The sequence below is a fragment of the Sphingobium sp. VMM genome (assembly GCF_056790315.1).
Genome location: NZ_JBXGSI010000007.1, coordinates 67533 through 83056, shown reverse-complemented (window position 1 = coordinate 83056; position 15524 = coordinate 67533). Strand labels below are relative to the sequence as shown.

Genomic DNA, 15524 nt, shown 5'->3' with positions numbered 1-15524 from the left:
TCAGATCACCCAGTTGCCGGCGTCGGCGTCATTCGGTTTCAAATTGAGGTCGGGGCGCACCGTGGGGCCAAGGGCGCGGATACGGTCCTTGATATGGGCCGGGCGCACGCCTTCGTCGGTGACGGTCGCGTCGATCACATAGGCGCCGACGACACGCAGCGCCGCTTCCTCGGTGCGGGCGAGGTCGTCGCCCTGTTCGCCGACATCGGCGCTGTCGCCGACCTGGCGCGACCAGCCATCGCCGGCCCACCAGATGACATCACCGGTCACCAGATCATTGCCCGTCAGGATCTTCACGAACGCATCTCCGAAATACTCTCCCCTTTTGCCGCCCAGTCCGCCAGCACATCGCGTGCCAGGGCATGGGCTGCCACGTCGCCGACCACGATCAGGGCCGGGCTTTTGACTTCTTCACGCGCCACCATGTCGCCCAGATCGGCGAGCAGGGTGCGCAGGCTGCGCATATCGGCGCGCGTGCCATTTTCCAGCACCGCGACCGGGATCGCCGGCGACACGCCGTCGGCCATCAGCTTGTCGGCGATGTCGGCGGCGGTCGCGACGCCCATATAGATGACGAGCGTGCGGCCTTTTCCCGCAAGGCCCGACCAATCCTGATCGGTAAGCCCCTTGCACTGGCCGGCGACGAAACTGACCGCGCTCGACGCCTCGCGATGGGTCAGCGGCAGTTGCGCCTGGGCGGCGGCGCCGATCGCGGCGCTGATGCCCGGCACGACCTCGACCGGTACGCCGGCGGCGCGGCAGGCATCTACTTCCTCGCCACCACGGCCGAAGATGAAGGGATCGCCGCCCTTCAGGCGGACGACCGGCTCGCCAGCCAGGGCGAAGCGGACCAGCAGGGCGTTGATCGCCTCCTGCGGCATGGAATGGCGGCTGCGCTGCTTGGCGACCGAGACCAGTTCCGTCTGCGGCCCGGCCAGCGCCAATATGTCGTCGGACACTAGCCCGTCATGCACGATCAGGCGCGCGTCGCGGATCAGGCGCACGGCCTTGATGGTCAGCAGTTCCGGGTCGCCCGGTCCCGCGCCCACCAGGTGGACGGTAGCAGGTGCAATGTCAGCCATGCTCGCCACATGGCGAAAGGGCGACGGAGTTTCAATTCAGAATGGATATGGAGGGGCTTAGGAAAAGTTTTGTCCAGTAGCCGGGTTGTCAATCGCCCATGGCGCTGACGTCGATGTCCTTGAGGCCGATGCCGATGGTGGCGCGGGGCTGTTCGATCTCGGCCGAGGCGACCGGATAGGCGCAATAATCGGCGGCATAATAGGCGCTGGGGCGGTGGTTGCCGGATACGCCGACGCCGCCGAACGGGGCGGTGCCCGATGCGCCATTGGTGGGCCGGTTCCAGTTGATCACGCCGGCGCGGACATTGTCCCAGAATTGTGCATATTGTTCGGGACTGCCGCCGACGAGCGAGGCGGACAGGCCATAACGGCTGCTATTGGCCTCGGCGATGGCGGTTTCGAAATCGGGCACGCGCACGATCTGGAGCAGCGGGCCGAACAGTTCGACATCGGGCCGTTCCTGCATCGCGGTCACGTCGATGATCGCGGGCGTCAGGAAGGGCAGGCCCTTTTGCGGCCGGACCATATGCTTGATCGGCCGGCCGCCATGGCTCATCAGATAGAGGAAGCTTTCGGTCAGGCCATCGGCGGTCGGATTGTCGATGACCGGTCCCATATAGGGCTGCGGATCGGCATGGGGGTGATCGACGATCAGCCGGTCGGCGAGCTTCTTGACCTCGGCGATCAGGGCGTCGGCCATCGCGTCGCGCACGATCAGCCGGCTGGCGGCGGTGCAGCGCTGGCCGCTCGACAGGAAGGCGGACTGGATCACCAGCGCGGCGGCGGCGCCGATTTCCGGCGTGTCCCAGACGACCAGCGGATTGTTGCCGCCCATCTCGAGCGCCAGGATCTTGCCCGGCTGGGTGGCGAACTGGCGGTTGATGGCGATGCCGGTCTGGGCCGATCCGGTGAACAATATGCCCGCGACATCGGCATGGGCGGCCAGCGCCTTGCCTTCCTCCGCGCCGCCGAGCAGCAACTGGACGGCATCGGTGGGGACGCCCGCTTCATGATAGAAGCGCACCAGCATCTCGCCGACCGCTGGGGTCTTTTCCGACGGCTTGAAGATGACGGCATTGCCCGCCAGCAGCGCCGGGATGATGTGGCCATTGGGCAGATGGGCCGGGAAATTATAGGGGCCAAGCACCGCCATCACGCCATGGGGCTTGTGCCGCACCGACTGGCGGGCGCCCAGATTGGCCTCCAGCCGGCGCTGGCCGGTGCGTTCGGAATAGGCGGCGACCGATGTGTCGATCTTGGCCATGACCGCCGTCACCTCGGTCCGGGCGTCCCATAGCGGCTTTCCGGTTTCGCGGGCGATCAGGTCGGCCAGTTCCTCCTCATGGGCGCGCACGACATTGACGAAGCGGCGCAGCGTTTCGATGCGGAAGGCGACCGGCTGTGCGGCCCAGCGCGGCCAGCCGGTGCGGGCGCGGGCGACGATATCGTCCACGTCGCCGCTTTCGCCCTGCCATAGCAGGGCGCCGGTCGCGGGTTCATGGGACGTCAGCGAGGCGGACATGGTGCAGGATATGACCGAAAATGGTTAACGAAGGAAGAGCGGGGCATGGAGGGCGCTCTTCTACGTTCGGCCAATAGGAAATGTTCCGCTTAACTTCCCATATTTCCCGCATATTTGGACATTTAAGAACCGAAGTTGGAAATTTTATGATGCTGGGTCGATCCGGCCAGGGCGGGCGCCGATGCCGGATCGATCCTGTATCATCCTGCCGTCGAATAGGACAGCGCGGCCGCCTGTGAGCGGCGATCAGAAGCCGTAGCGGATCGCCATTTCGGCGCTGCGCCGGGCTTCTTCGTTGCGAACCGCGGCAAGATCGGCCGGCGCTGTCCGATCGGTCAGGTGGTTGAGCAGGAACTGGCCGAAGCTCCATTCGCCCAGGTCCGACGCGGCGTTGATATGGCCGCTTTCGCCCGCGTCGGCGAACTGGCTGCCCCAGAATTGGGCGAGCCGCCGGGCGCTGGCAAAGTCGATATAGGGATCGTTGCGACTGGCGACGACGATCGAGGGGAAGGGGAGCAGCCCCTTGGGCGTGGGGCCGAAGCCGACGAGGCGGCGGTCGACCGCGCCGCTGTCCACTTCCGGCGGCGCCACCAGCAGGGCGCCGGCCACCTTGTCCCGCAACTGTCCGGTTTCGAACGCTGCCCACCAGGCGACCGCATGGCAGCCAAGGCTGTGCGCGGCCAGGATCACCGGCCCGTCAACCTGGGCGATGGCATGGCCCAGGTTGGTGATCCAGGCATTGCGATGGGGCGCGTCCCAGCTGCCCAGTTCGACCCGATGGCAGTCGGGAAGCGCCTTTTCCCAAAGGCTTTGCCAGTGGCCCGGACCGCTGTTCATCAGGCCGGGCACGGTCAGGATGGTGGGGGTCTGGTCGTCCGACAGGGTGTGAATCGTCATCTGCACCTCCAAATCTATGGGGCAATTTTATCACTACTGATTTGATTGACAATAAAGCTTTGCTGATGCGTGGCGAAGTTGGGATGGATCGTCGTTCGCGGAAAATGCCAAATATAAAAATATATCGCCGACTGTTGGTGTAATTTTCGTGCGGCAAATGTGATTTGCGCGGACTTAGGCCCGATTTTCCGGGCTTTCGGCAAATTGGCACGGCCCCTGCAATGCTCCTGGCACGACCCGATCGGGGTCGCGGAACGAGATTTCAGGGAAGGAATTTGCTCATGAAGACCATCACCATCATCGCCGCTGCCACCGCCATGACCGTTGCTGCCGCGCCCGCCTTCGCTCAGCCCGAAGGCGAGTTCGGCAATGCCAAGGTCCGCTATGAAGAAAAGACCGACCGCTACTGCTTCCGCGAAGTGCAGCCCAGCACGCTGGTGCCGCGCGTCGATTGCCGCAGCAAGCAGGACTGGGCCGACGCGGGCCTGACCATCAGCCGCAAGCCGGCCGTCCAGTTGGCCCAGCGCTGAACGCCGGCGCCGCCGATCCATCAAAATCAGGGAAGGAATTTGCTCATGAAGACCATCGCCATCATCGCCGCTGCCGCCGCCATGACCGTTGCCGCCGCGCCCGTCTTCGCCCAGCCCGTGGGCAAGTTTGGCAACGCCAAGGTCAGCTATGAAGAGAAAACCGACCGCTACTGCTTCCGCGAAGTGCAGCCGAGCACGCTGGTGCCGCGCGTCGATTGCCGCAGCAGGCAGGGCTGGGCCGATGCGGGCCTGACCATCAGCCACAAGTCGGCCGTTCAGCTTGCCCGGCGCTGAGGCGCAGCGCCTCCCGGCGACGCGATGCCGGGAGGCTGCCCGGATGGGGCGGATTTTGCGGCAGGTCGCACCAGGCCCGCGATCAACGCCGGAACGGCCTCGCTCCGATGTCGTTGGTTCGACGGACGCGGCCCGCGCATGGTTATCACGGGGCGGCCTGCGACCGATGGAGCGTCCCGTCCCGCCTTCCGGGGCAAAGGCGGGACGCTTTTTCCGTGTCGCGCTGCTGCGGGGCGCTGCAATTGGCCGGACTGGCCCGGCTTCTTCCGGAAAATTGCTGGCAGGTCTCGACCGTAAATCGACGCGACAGTCGAAGTTCACAGTGTCGTGAGGCGGATTCCAGCGAAATGCACCGGTGATGCTCCTGCGACGCGCCGACGGCGCGCCTGTGAAGCGACACGCGCATCGAAATCGGGTCATCACCACGCCTCGGTGACGCGACAGCGGGGCGACAGCGAAGCGACGCCCATGCGCCAGCAGGCGGTTGCGGAGCGACCGCGAGATGGCGTGAAGATCGTGCGATTGATCCATTTCCAAGGGTAGATCAGAGAAAGGCGGAGTAGGACAGCTGAGTTAGGCGGTCTGGAAGCGACCATTTTTGGACGTTCCTTCGCCAACGCTGTTTCCCCGAAAGCGGACGTTTTATTGCTTATATCGAGATCGGTAGGCTATGATTGTTGAATGACCCCGCTTGCTCTCAATCTTATGCTTCTGGCCGTATCGGCTTTCGTTTTGTTCGTGGGCTTTCGATGGGGAACCGTAGCAATCCATAGCGGTGGCGTTGAGCGATCCAAGCAACCCGTCCTGTTTTGGTCGGTGATGTGTCTTGCTGCTATGCTGGCGGTGGCAGCGATTGGCATGGCGATAACGGGCCGCTGACGACCACTTTTAGACGTTCAGGGCGCGGCTGCCTCTAACCCGATCCAGTCATAGAAAACGTCAAAATCAGGCGCGACGACCTCTGCTGTGTCGCCACCTGCTACCATGTCGATAGTAACAACATGCCAAGATGCTGGTGCACGGATGTCGAAGGCGAGATATTCTCCACCTCCGCTACTGCCGAAGATAAGAAAGCCTTGCAGATGAGGTTGGCTATAGTTTGAGTTTTTGATGTTCTCCACCACGGTCGCCGCCGCATCCAAGCAGAAGTTGTATGGGCTGACAGGCAAGGGGCCTTCGCCGCCGTTGCTAAATGCAAGCAGGTCGAGATAGATGGAAGGGATGCCATCTGGGGCGACCGCTTTTAAGGCGGCCAATTCCGATATAGCAGCGCCGTCCAGCCCAAACCAATCACGCCCTTCAAGCATCTTTCGCCTTCCCTTTGGTTGGAGGCATACTTGTCTGCTTAGTGGTGTTGTGCAAGCCGAAGCAGACTGTCCGCCATCCACCCGCAGCGGACGTTTCTAATTCCTTCCCAAGCTTGCCTTGGGGAGTTCAATGGAGACACGTGTCTCCATTGAACAGCGCGCAACGCTGACGGAGGGGCTATGCCGCAAACGCACCTCTCTCGCCCCTCCACCGCCTTCGGCGGTCCCCCTCCCCAAGCAAGCTTGGGGAGGAATTATCGGGCAGACCGCTTCCCACCTCATTCCGCCACGCGATCAGGTGTGGTGCCACTTGCTTTGCCGGGTCTGGACCTTTCTCACGGCAGCGTCGGCGCGGCCGCATGGGCCTCGCCCATGCGGCGGATGGCGGTGACCTTGGCGTGGAGCGGGGACCAGTCGTCGGACTGGTCGATCGCGCTCCAGATCGCTTCCACTTCGTCGATATGCATGGAGCAGGGGGCGTCGTCCGACCAATAGGCGTGGTCGCAGGCGCCGGGGACGGGCGGGTGGTTGGTCAGTTGGTCGCGCAGTTCGGCCCAGATCGGTTCGCTGTAGCGGGCGGGGTTGCGGGGCGTGCCGCCGCGCCAGTCGTGGAAGAAGATGTCGATCGGCGTCGCGGTGGTCATCATCGCGCGCACGGCGGTTTCGGTCATGGCGGCGCTGTTCGCGCCCGGCAGGACGCCGAGGCGCCAGCAGAAGCGGCGCTGCATCGCCTGCGCATAGAGGGCGGGGAAGCGTTCGAGCTGTTCGATCAGCGGCGGCGCCTCGGTTAATGGTCGCAGCGACACGGCGAGTTGGGCGACGTCCCAATGGATCGCCTCGGCCTGGCGGGCGAAGGCATAGAGGCCGGCATGGTCGAAATAGGCGGCGGTGAAGCCCGCGTCCCAGAGCGGCGTGAAGCGCCAGGGGCCATAATCGAAGCTTTCGCCGGTGACATTGATATTGTCGCTGTTGAGCACGCCATGGACGAAGCCGGCGACCATGTAGCTGGCGGCCAGGTCGGCGGTGCGATCGACCACGCGGCCGAGCAACTGGGCGGGCGGATTGTCGCCGGGCTGTTCCCCATAGAGGCGGGTGAGAGCATAGTCGGTCAGCCTTTCGAGCAACCTGTTGTCCTCGATATAGGCGGCGCGCTGGAAGCTGCCGATGCGGATATGCGAATGGCTGAGACGGACCATCGCCGCGCCGCGCGTGGGGGATGGCTCGTCATTGCGCTCCAGCGCCTCGCCGGTCTCGATGATCGAGAAGGTCTTCGACGTGTTGACGCCCAGCGCCTCCAGCATCTCGGTCGCCAAAATCTCGCGCACGCCGCCCTTGAGTGTCAGGCGCCCGTCGCCAAAGCGGCTATAGGGGGTCTGGCCCGATCCCTTGGTGCCCAGGTCGAGCAGGCGGCCGTCCGCGTCGCGCATCTGCGCGAACAGGAAGCCGCGGCCGTCGCCGATATCGGGATTATAATGGCGGAACTGATGGCCATGGTAACGCAGGGCGAGCGGCTGGGGGAGGTTGTCGGGCAGGGGCGCGAAGCGGCCGAAATGGGCTATCCACTCTTCGTCGCTCAGATGATCGAGGCCGACAGTGGCGGCGGCGCAGTCATTGCGGAAGCGCAACAGGGTCTGTGGAAAGTCCGCAGCATGCACCGGATCGGCGATGTCGGGCATCAGCGCGGTGATTTCCGTGGCGGGGTGGTAATTGGCGGCTTGCGGCTTGTTGTCCATGCGGCGATATGGGGGAGCATGGGCGGAAGGATCAAGCTTGACCGGCTATAGTGACGCATATTGGTGGTCCCCGGATGGACTGCGGCTGCATTATCGCGACTATGCGGGCGGCGAGGATGGGCGGCCGCCCGTGCTGTGCCTGCCGGGGCTAACCCGCAATGCGCGCGATTTCGAGCCGCTGGCACAGCGGCTGGCGGGCGAGTGGCGGGTGATCTGCCCGGATATGCGGGGGCGCGCGGAAAGCGCCTATGCCAAGGATCCGATGAGCTATGTGCCGCTGACCTATTTGCAGGATATCGGTCGGTTGCTGGCGGACCTGGCGATCACCCGCTTCGTGGCGGTCGGCACGTCGCTGGGCGGGATCATCACCATGCTCATCGCCGCCACCCATCGCGAATGGCTGGCGGGCGCGGTGCTGAACGATGTCGGCCCGACGCTGGACGAGGCGGGGCTGGAGCGGATTCGCGGCTATGTCGGCGTCGGCCAGTCGCACCCGAGCTGGGTCCATGCGGCCCGCGCGCTGGAGGAAGCGAATGGCGATGTTTATCCGGCCTATGGGCTGGAGCAATGGCTGGCGATGGCCAAGCGGCTCTATCGGCTGAACAGCGGCGGACGGATCGTGCTCGACTATGACATGCGCATCGCCGAGCCGCTGCGCGCGCCCGGCGGCGAGGCGGGTGTCGACATGTGGCCGGTGATGGCGGCGTTTCAGGGCATTCCGACCCTGTTGCTGCGCGGTGGCCGGTCGGACCTGCTGAGCGCGCCGACGGCGGAGCGGATGGCGCGCGAGGTGGGGCCAAGCGCGGAACTGGTGACGGTGTCTGATGTCGGCCATGCGCCGGCACTGGACGAGCCGGAGGCGGCGGCCGGGATCGACCGTTTGCTGGAACGCGTGCTGCGTGGCTGATGGCGGCGGCGTGAGGCGGGGCGATCCGCCGCGCATCCTGCATATCCATGGCAGCTTCACCCTGGGCGGCAAGGAAGCCCGCGCGATCCGGCTGATGAACATCTGGGGCAACAAGGCGCGGCACAGCATCGTCAGCGCCGCGCCCGAGGCGCTGGGTGCCCGAAGCGCGATCGAACCGCAGGTGCCGGTCGATTTTCCCGAAGCGCCGCCCTTTGCCGGGCGGCCGGGGCTGGCGCGGTTCCGCGCGATCGCGCAGTTCCTGTCCGGCTATGACCTGGTGCTGGGCTATAATTGGGGGGCGATGGACGGGGTGATGGCGCACCGGCTGTTCGCCCGGTCGATGCGCCTGCCGCCGCTGATCCATCATGAGGATGGCTTCAACGCCGACGAGGCGGCGGGGCTGAAGCCGCAGCGCAATCTCTATCGGCGCATGGCGCTAGGGCGGGCGCAGGCGCTGGTCGTGCCCTCGGCCCGGCTGGAGCGGATCGCGCATCAGGCGTGGAAGCAGCCGGCGGGCAAGGTCCATCTGATCCGCAACGGCATCGATGTGGCGCGCTATGCGCAGGCGCCGGCACCGGATGCGATACCGGGTCTGGTGCGCACGCCGGGCAAGCTGCTGGTCGGCACGCTGGCAGGGCTGCGCGCGGTCAAGAATATTCCCCGGCTGGTGCGCGCGGTGGCCGCCCATCGCGAACGGCTGCAACTGGTGGTGGTGGGCGAGGGGCCGGAGCGCGACGCGATCCTGGCCGAGGCGGCGGCGCAGGGGCTGGACGATATCTGTCTGGCCGGGTTCATGACCGACCCCTGGCGCTTCATCGGCCTGTTCGACATTTTTGCCCTGTCGTCGGACAGCGAGCAGTTCCCGATCTCGCTGGTTGAGGCGATGGCGGCCGGACTGCCGGTGGCGTCGACCGATGTCGGCGACGTCGCCAATATGGTCGCGCCGGCCAACCGCCCCTTCGTCGCGGCGGACGAGCGGGGGCTGGCCGATGCGCTGGGGACGCTGGCCGCCGACCCGGAATTGCGCGCCGCATTGGGGGCGGCAAACCGGGTGCGGGCGCAGCGCGATTATGACGAAAAGACCATGGTCGACGCCTATGCCGCATTATATGGCGAGGCTCTGGCCAGCCCCCACATTTTGCGCTAGGGCGCCCTACAGTTCGTCATCCCTGACAAAAACTGTTATAGGACGACATTTCAACCGGTCTGGGGAGGCCGGTTCATTTCGCGGGAGAAGTCGTTGTTCAAGGGTTTGAAACCCATCGTCTATGGTGGCCGTGAAGTCTGGCCGCTGGTCGAAGGTGGCAAGGGTGTTGCTGTTTCCAACCACGCCAGTTCGGGCGCCTGGGCGGCTGCCGGGGGCATCGGCACGGTATCGGCGGTCAATGCCGACAGCTATGACTCCATGGGCAATATCATCCCGCAAATCTATCATGGCCGCACCCGCCGCGACCGCCATGAGGAACTGATCGCCTATGCCATCGACGGTGCCGTCGAGCAGGTGAAGCGCGCCTATGAGATTGCCGGCGGCAAGGGCGCGATCAACATCAACGTGCTGTGGGAAATGGGTGGTGCGCAGCGCGTGCTGCACGGCGTGCTGGAAAAGACCAAGGGCATGGTCGCCGGCGTCACCTGTGGCGCGGGCATGCCCTACAAGCTCAGCGAAATCGCTGCCTCCTACAATGTCAGCTATCTGCCGATCGTGTCGTCGGGCCGTGCCTTCCGCGCGCTGTGGAAGCGCGCTTATTCCAAGGCTTCGGAATGGCTGGGCGCGGTGGTCTATGAAGATCCCTGGCTGGCCGGCGGCCACAACGGCCTGTCGAATGCGGAAGATCCGCGTGCGCCGCAGGATCCCTATCCGCGCGTGCGCGACCTGCGCGCCACGATGCGCGAAGGCGGCATTTCCGACGACGTGCCGATCGTCATGGCCGGCGGCGTCTGGGCGCTCAAGGACTGGAACGACTGGATCGACAATCCCGAGCTGGGCGCGATCATGTTCCAGTTCGGCACCCGTCCGCTGCTGACCCAGGAAAGCCCGATCCCGCAGGACTGGAAGGACCGGCTGATGCAGCTGGAACCGGGCGACGTGCTGCTGCACAAATTCTCGCCCACCGGCTTCTACAGCTCGGCGATCCGCAATCCCTTCCTGCGCTCGCTCGAAGCGCGGTCGGACCGCCAGATCCCGTTCAGCACCGAGCAGGCGGGCGATCATACCCATCAGCTCGACGCGGGCGTGAAGGGCAAGAATTTCTGGGTTACGGTAGGCGACCTGCTGCGTGCGCGCGAATGGGTGGGCCAAGGCTTCACCTCCGCGCTCAAGACGCCGGACAACACGCTCGTCTTCGTGACCGAGGAAGAGAAGGCGGAAATCCGCAAGGACCAGACCGACTGCATGGGCTGCCTGTCGCAGTGCAGCTTCTCCAGCTGGATGGACAGCGAAACCAACTCCACCGGTCGCCTGGCTGATCCGCGCAGCTTCTGCATCCAGAAGTCGCTGCAGGAATCGGTCCATGGCGGCGACCTGGACAAGAATCTGCTGTTCGCCGGCCATGCCGCCTATCGCTTCAAGCAGGACCCCTTCTATTCGAACGGGTTCGTGCCGACCGTGAAGCAGCTGGTCGACCGCATCCTGACCGGCGACTGATGGCGGCGGATATTCAAGGGCTGGCGGTGCTGCAATATGACACGCCGCATTTCGACGTGGTACGGCCGGGGCAGTTCGTGCTCTGCGCCGTATCGGGCGCGCGAATCGACCTCGACGACCTGAAATATTGGAGCGCCGAGTTTCAGGAAGCCTATCGCGGGCCGGAGGAGGCGACGGCCTCCTTCCTGCGCCACCGCGGTGCAGCATTTCGCTGAGCCGCGGTAAGTGCCTGCCACTATTCGGCTTTTTGGCATCGTTCGATTAGTTGAATGATCGCTGTGCGCTGCAGCGAAAATTTCAAGATGTTGCGATTTCCATTCATCGCCCTGGCGGCACGTTTTGTCATGAGATTGCTGTTCCCACGTCCATTTATCTGATGTATTCTTCCTCAACAGGCGGCGCAGATCGTCTTTTGGGTGAAGGATGTGTCAGATGTCTCGAATTGATGTCTTCGGCGATCGTATCTGTCTGGTGAGCAGCCTGCTGATCCTGGGCTGGTTCATTTACAACGTGTCCTTCTAAACAGGACGCGACCGGGAAAGGCAGGGCGATCCGTTTGGCGATGCAAGTCGCTGGATGCGCTTTGTTTTTTTCGGATCCTGCTGGATTTTCCTCTCCTTTGGACAGCGGTATCGGCTGGCAATTGCTGCCGGAACCGATATGAACGCCGGGAATGCTTTTAACAGGGCGTCCTCGGGGCGCCCGTTCACGCCAGTCATGGGAGTAGCCCGCCGTGAAAACCCGCGCCGCCGTCGCCTTCGAAGCGAAGAAGCCCCTCGAAATCGTCGAGGTCGATCTGGAAGGCCCCAAGGCGGGCGAAGTCCTGGTCGAGATCATGGCGACCGGCATCTGTCATACCGATGCCTATACGCTGGACGGGTTCGACAGCGAGGGCATCTTCCCCTCGATCCTGGGCCATGAGGGCGCCGGCATCGTTCGCGAGGTTGGTCCCGGCGTCACGAGCTTGGTGCCGGGCGACCATGTCATCCCGCTCTACACGCCGGAATGCCGCCAGTGTAAGTCGTGCCTGAGCGGCAAGACGAACCTCTGCACCGCGATCCGCGCGACCCAGGGCAAGGGGCTGATGCCCGACGGCACGACCCGCTTTTCCTACAAGGGCCAGCCGATCTTCCATTATATGGGCTGCTCGACCTTCTCCAACTTCACCGTCCTGCCGGAGATCGCGCTGGCCAAGATTCGCGAGGACGCGCCGTTCCAGAGCAGCTGCTATATCGGCTGCGGCGTCACCACGGGCGTCGGCGCGGTGATCAACACCGCCAAGGTGCAGGTCGGCGACAATGTCGTGATCTTCGGCCTGGGCGGCATTGGCCTCAACGTGATCCAAGGTGCGCGCCTGGCCGGTGCGAACAAGATCATCGGCGTCGACATCAATCCCGATCGCGAGGAATGGGGCCGCAGGTTCGGCATGACCGAATTCCTCAACTCCAAGGGGATGAGCCGCGAGGAGGTGGTCGCCGCGATCGTCGCGATGACCGATGGCGGCGCGGACTACACGTTCGACGCCACCGGCAACACCGAAGTGATGCGCGTGGCGCTGGAAGCCTGCCATCGCGGCTGGGGCACCAGCATCATCATCGGCGTGGCCGAGGCCGGCAAGGAAATCAGCACCCGTCCGTTCCAGCTGGTCACGGGCCGCAACTGGCGCGGCACCGCCTTTGGTGGGGCCAAGGGCCGCACCGACGTGCCCAAGATCGTCGACATGTACATGACCGGCAAGATCGAGATCGACCCGATGATCACCCATGTCATGGGGCTGGAGGACATCAACAAGGGTTTCGACCTGATGCATGCGGGCGAGAGCATCCGCAGCGTCGTCGTCTTCTGAACCGATAACCCAACAGGAGAGTGACCATGTTCAGCCATGTGATGGTGGGATCGAATGATCTCGACGCTTCGCGCGCCTTTTATGACGCGCTGTTCGGTGCGGTCGGCGGCAAGCCGGCGATGCAGGACGACAAGGGGCGGCTGATCTACATGCATGACGGCGCGCTGTTCATGGTCACAAAACCGATCGACGGCGAGGCAGCCTGCCACGCCAATGGCGGCACGATCGGTTTCCGCATGACATCGACCGAGCAGGCCGATGCCTGGCATGCGGCCGGGGTCGCGGCGGGCGGCACGGCTTGTGAAGATCCGCCGGGCGTGCGCGAGGGCGGCTTCGGCAAGCTCTATCTCGCCTATCTGCGCGATCCCGCCGGCAACAAGCTGTGCGGCCTGCATCGGATCGGCTGAGGAAGGAAGAGCCAAGTGGAGACGGTTTCGACCAACAGGGCCTTTGGCGGCATCCAGGGCGTCTATCGCCATGCCTCGCGCGAGACGGGGACGGAGATGACCTTCTCCGTTTTCGTGCCGCCGCATGCGCCGGGCGCGAAGCTGCCGGTGGTCTGGTATCTGTCCGGCCTTACCTGCACCCATGCCAATGTGACCGAAAAGGGCGAGTTTCGCCGGGCCTGCGCGGAACTGGGGCTGATCTTCGTCGCGCCCGATACCTCGCCGCGCGGCGAGGGCGTGGCCGACGATCCGGACGGCGCCTGGGACTTTGGCCTGGGCGCAGGCTTCTATGTCGATGCGACGCAGGCGCCCTATGCCACCCATTATCGCATGTGGTCCTATGTGACGCAGGAATTGCCGGCGTTGATCGCGGACCAGTTCCCCGCCGACATGGATCGCCAGTCGATCATGGGGCACAGCATGGGCGGCCATGGCGCGCTGACCGTCGGGCTGACCTATCCCGATCGTTATCGTGCCGTGTCGGCCTTTGCGCCGATCGTGGCGCCGGGGCAGGTGCCCTGGGGCGAGAAGGCGCTGGGCGGCTATCTGGGCGCGGACCGGGCCGCGTGGCGCAAGCATGACGCGGTCGCGCTGATCGAGGATGGAGCGCGGATCGATGCGCTGCTGGTGGATCAGGGCGCGGGAGACAGCTTCCTGGAGGGGCAGCTACGCCCCGAATTGCTGCGCACGGCCTGCGACGCGGCGGGCATCGACCTGACGCTCCATCTGCGCGACGGCTATGACCATAGCTATTATTTCATCTCCAGCTTCATGGACGATCATCTGCGCTGGCATGCCGCGCGGCTGGGCTGAGCAATTGGGCTGATCGCGGACCGTCCGGGCAAAGCCCGGATGGTCGCGGCACAAGATAAGCTATTTTGCCTTTCTCTATTTGATAGGTAGATAGAGTGCCGAGCGTTTCGCTCCGCGGCTTTTGAAGGATGTCAGCTTGCTCCGCGTTACCAACGGCTAAAGCGCACGGTACCCAAGCGACAACGCCCGGTTTCGTGTTCCTCCCGCAAAAGGAGAAGACGATGACCCATAAGCAAGCCCGTGTCCGCCAGCAGCGGCAGGACCAGACCCCGCAAATCCATATTCCCCATAGCAGCTGGTCGCGCGTCGAGCGCAACCGCAGCGCTGAGGCCGTGCTGGCGCCGGGCGATTTCTGGGCGCGGCTGGGGCTTTAACGGCCGTTCGCTTCGCGCTTGTCGAGAAGGGGCGTATAGGGTTCTCGACAGGCTCGAACCGAACGGATGTCGGGCAGTTCGGCCTTCTTAGAGCGCGCTGCGTTAAATCCGACGCAGATCGCGCGCTCTAAGTTTTTGTTGTCGCATCGTTTTAGGCGCAAAACTCGAGCCGGAGGCACGCGAATCCCGCTCGCCCACTTTTGCGCACGATGCTCTAGCGGAACACCACCGTCTTGCCGCCATTGCGCAGCACGCGTCGGTCGGCGAGCCAGCCGACGGCGCGGGCCAGCACCTGGGCCTCGATATCGCGGCCGATGCGGATCATGTCGTCGGCGGTGGCGCGATGGTCGACGCGTTCGACCGCCTGTTCGATGATCGGCCCTTCGTCGAGGTCGGCGGTGACGAAATGGGCGGTGGCGCCGATCAGCTTGACGCCGCGCTCATGGGCGCGGTGATAGGGGCGGGCGCCCTTGAAGCCGGGCAGGAAGCTGTGATGGATATTGACGCAGCGGCCGGCCAGCCGATCGACCAGATTTTCCGACAATACCTGCATATAGCGGGCCAGGATCAGATATTCCGACCGGCTGCGATCGAACAGGTCGAGCAGGGCGGCCTCCTGCGCGGCCTTGTCGCCATTGGGCGGCAGCTCATGATAGGGGATGCCGTGCCATTCGGTGATGCGGCGCATGTCGGGATGGTTGGACACCACCCCCATGATGTCGACCGCCAACGTGCCGGTCTGCCAGCGATGAAGCAGGTCGGCGAGGCAGTGCGACCCCTTCGACACGGCGATCAGCATGCGCGGGCGTTCTGCCGCTTCAGTGAGGCGCCAGTCCATGGCGAAGCGGGTGCCGATGTCGGCAAATTCGTCGCGCAGACCGGCTGTGTCGAAGCGCATGCCGGTGTCGGTCGCCTCGAACGCGACGCGCATGAAGAAGAGGCCGGCCTCGCGATCGGCATATTGCTGGCTGTCGGTGATGAAGCCGCCCCGTTCGGCGAGGAACTGGCTGACCGCGGCGACGATGCCGACGCGATCGGCGCAGACCAGGGTCAATATCCAGGATGGGATGGTCTTGTCGTTCACTCTGCGGCTCCCAGCAATTCTGCCGAGGCGTTGCCTCAAGCCGGG

The 15524-nt window shown here is 64.5% G+C and carries 17 protein-coding genes; 10 read left to right on the top strand and 7 right to left on the bottom strand.

Going from position 1 to position 15524, the window contains the following annotated elements; all coding sequences use genetic code 11:
- From ACUCV3_RS10755 to ACUCV3_RS10740, 4 genes are all read right to left on the bottom strand, one after another.
- Nucleotides 1-297, bottom strand: coding sequence for a DUF2849 domain-containing protein (locus tag ACUCV3_RS10755; protein ID WP_004212225.1), 297 nt, complete (start codon nucleotides 295-297; stop codon nucleotides 1-3).
- Nucleotides 294-1082: a uroporphyrinogen-III C-methyltransferase gene (gene cobA, locus ACUCV3_RS10750; RefSeq protein ID WP_048936929.1), complete on the bottom strand. Its 789-nt coding sequence runs from the start codon at nucleotides 1080-1082 to the stop codon at nucleotides 294-296. The genes ACUCV3_RS10755 and cobA overlap by 4 nt, the downstream gene beginning before the upstream one ends.
- 88 nt (nucleotides 1083-1170) lie before the next feature.
- A complete protein-coding gene (astD, locus tag ACUCV3_RS10745; RefSeq protein ID WP_048936928.1) occupies nucleotides 1171-2604 on the bottom strand; it encodes a succinylglutamate-semialdehyde dehydrogenase in 1434 nt (477 codons plus the stop codon).
- A gap of 246 nt (nucleotides 2605-2850) precedes the next feature.
- Nucleotides 2851-3501: an RBBP9/YdeN family alpha/beta hydrolase gene (locus ACUCV3_RS10740; RefSeq protein WP_482240614.1), complete on the bottom strand. Its 651-nt coding sequence runs from the start codon at nucleotides 3499-3501 to the stop codon at nucleotides 2851-2853.
- Between the two features lie 281 nt (nucleotides 3502-3782).
- Between ACUCV3_RS10740 and ACUCV3_RS10735 the strand changes: the two genes are divergently transcribed.
- Both ACUCV3_RS10735 and ACUCV3_RS10730 read left to right on the top strand, forming a co-directional pair.
- Complete coding sequence (locus tag ACUCV3_RS10735) at nucleotides 3783-4031, top strand: hypothetical protein (RefSeq protein ID WP_279729843.1); 249 nt, start codon at nucleotides 3783-3785, stop codon at nucleotides 4029-4031.
- 45 nt (nucleotides 4032-4076) lie between these two features.
- A complete protein-coding gene (locus ACUCV3_RS10730) occupies nucleotides 4077-4325 on the top strand; it encodes a hypothetical protein (protein WP_279729842.1) in 249 nt (82 codons plus the stop codon).
- An 896-nt stretch (nucleotides 4326-5221) separates the two neighbouring features.
- On the opposite strand, the gene ACUCV3_RS10725 is transcribed toward ACUCV3_RS10730, so the two are convergent.
- A complete protein-coding gene (locus ACUCV3_RS10725) occupies nucleotides 5222-5632 on the bottom strand; it encodes an SMI1/KNR4 family protein (RefSeq protein WP_048938741.1) in 411 nt (136 codons plus the stop codon).
- Nucleotides 5633-5967: 335 nt separating this feature from the next.
- On the bottom strand, nucleotides 5968-7365 hold the full coding sequence (locus ACUCV3_RS10720) for a protein adenylyltransferase SelO family protein (RefSeq protein WP_279729841.1): 1398 nt from the start codon (nucleotides 7363-7365) through the stop codon (nucleotides 5968-5970).
- Between the two features lie 37 nt (nucleotides 7366-7402).
- Here ACUCV3_RS10720 and ACUCV3_RS10715 point away from each other — a divergent pair, with 37 nt between their 5' ends.
- The 8 genes from ACUCV3_RS10715 to ACUCV3_RS10680 all read left to right on the top strand — a co-directional run bounded on the left by ACUCV3_RS10715 (nucleotide 7403) and on the right by ACUCV3_RS10680 (nucleotide 14395).
- Entirely contained in the window at nucleotides 7403-8272 is an 870-nt protein-coding gene (locus tag ACUCV3_RS10715; protein ID WP_279729840.1) for an alpha/beta fold hydrolase, read from the top strand.
- On the top strand, nucleotides 8265-9419 hold the full coding sequence (locus ACUCV3_RS10710; protein ID WP_279729839.1) for a glycosyltransferase: 1155 nt from the start codon (nucleotides 8265-8267) through the stop codon (nucleotides 9417-9419). Before ACUCV3_RS10715 ends, ACUCV3_RS10710 begins: the two co-directional genes overlap by 8 nt.
- 93 nt (nucleotides 9420-9512) lie before the next feature.
- On the top strand, nucleotides 9513-10916 hold the full coding sequence (locus ACUCV3_RS10705; RefSeq protein ID WP_004212237.1) for an NAD(P)H-dependent flavin oxidoreductase: 1404 nt from the start codon (nucleotides 9513-9515) through the stop codon (nucleotides 10914-10916).
- Nucleotides 10916-11131: a DUF2093 domain-containing protein gene (locus ACUCV3_RS10700; protein ID WP_048936921.1), complete on the top strand. Its 216-nt coding sequence runs from the start codon at nucleotides 10916-10918 to the stop codon at nucleotides 11129-11131. The genes ACUCV3_RS10705 and ACUCV3_RS10700 overlap by 1 nt, the downstream gene beginning before the upstream one ends.
- A gap of 518 nt (nucleotides 11132-11649) precedes the next feature.
- The gene (locus ACUCV3_RS10695; protein WP_279729838.1) at nucleotides 11650-12762 is read left to right on the top strand and encodes an S-(hydroxymethyl)glutathione dehydrogenase/class III alcohol dehydrogenase; all 1113 of its coding nucleotides are present in this window, start codon (nucleotides 11650-11652) and stop codon (nucleotides 12760-12762) included.
- A gap of 26 nt (nucleotides 12763-12788) precedes the next feature.
- On the top strand, nucleotides 12789-13169 hold the full coding sequence (locus ACUCV3_RS10690; protein WP_279729837.1) for a VOC family protein: 381 nt from the start codon (nucleotides 12789-12791) through the stop codon (nucleotides 13167-13169).
- A 15-nt stretch (nucleotides 13170-13184) separates the two neighbouring features.
- Nucleotides 13185-14021, top strand: a complete 837-nt coding sequence (fghA, locus tag ACUCV3_RS10685; RefSeq protein WP_279729836.1) for an S-formylglutathione hydrolase — start codon at nucleotides 13185-13187, stop codon at nucleotides 14019-14021.
- Nucleotides 14022-14242: 221 nt separating this feature from the next.
- The gene (locus tag ACUCV3_RS10680; protein WP_010338958.1) at nucleotides 14243-14395 is read left to right on the top strand and encodes a hypothetical protein; all 153 of its coding nucleotides are present in this window, start codon (nucleotides 14243-14245) and stop codon (nucleotides 14393-14395) included.
- A gap of 214 nt (nucleotides 14396-14609) precedes the next feature.
- Here the strand turns inward: ACUCV3_RS10680 and purU are convergent, their stop codons facing one another.
- Nucleotides 14610-15479: a formyltetrahydrofolate deformylase gene (purU, locus tag ACUCV3_RS10675; RefSeq protein WP_017500643.1), complete on the bottom strand. Its 870-nt coding sequence runs from the start codon at nucleotides 15477-15479 to the stop codon at nucleotides 14610-14612.
- Between the last annotated feature and the right edge of the window lie 45 nt (nucleotides 15480-15524).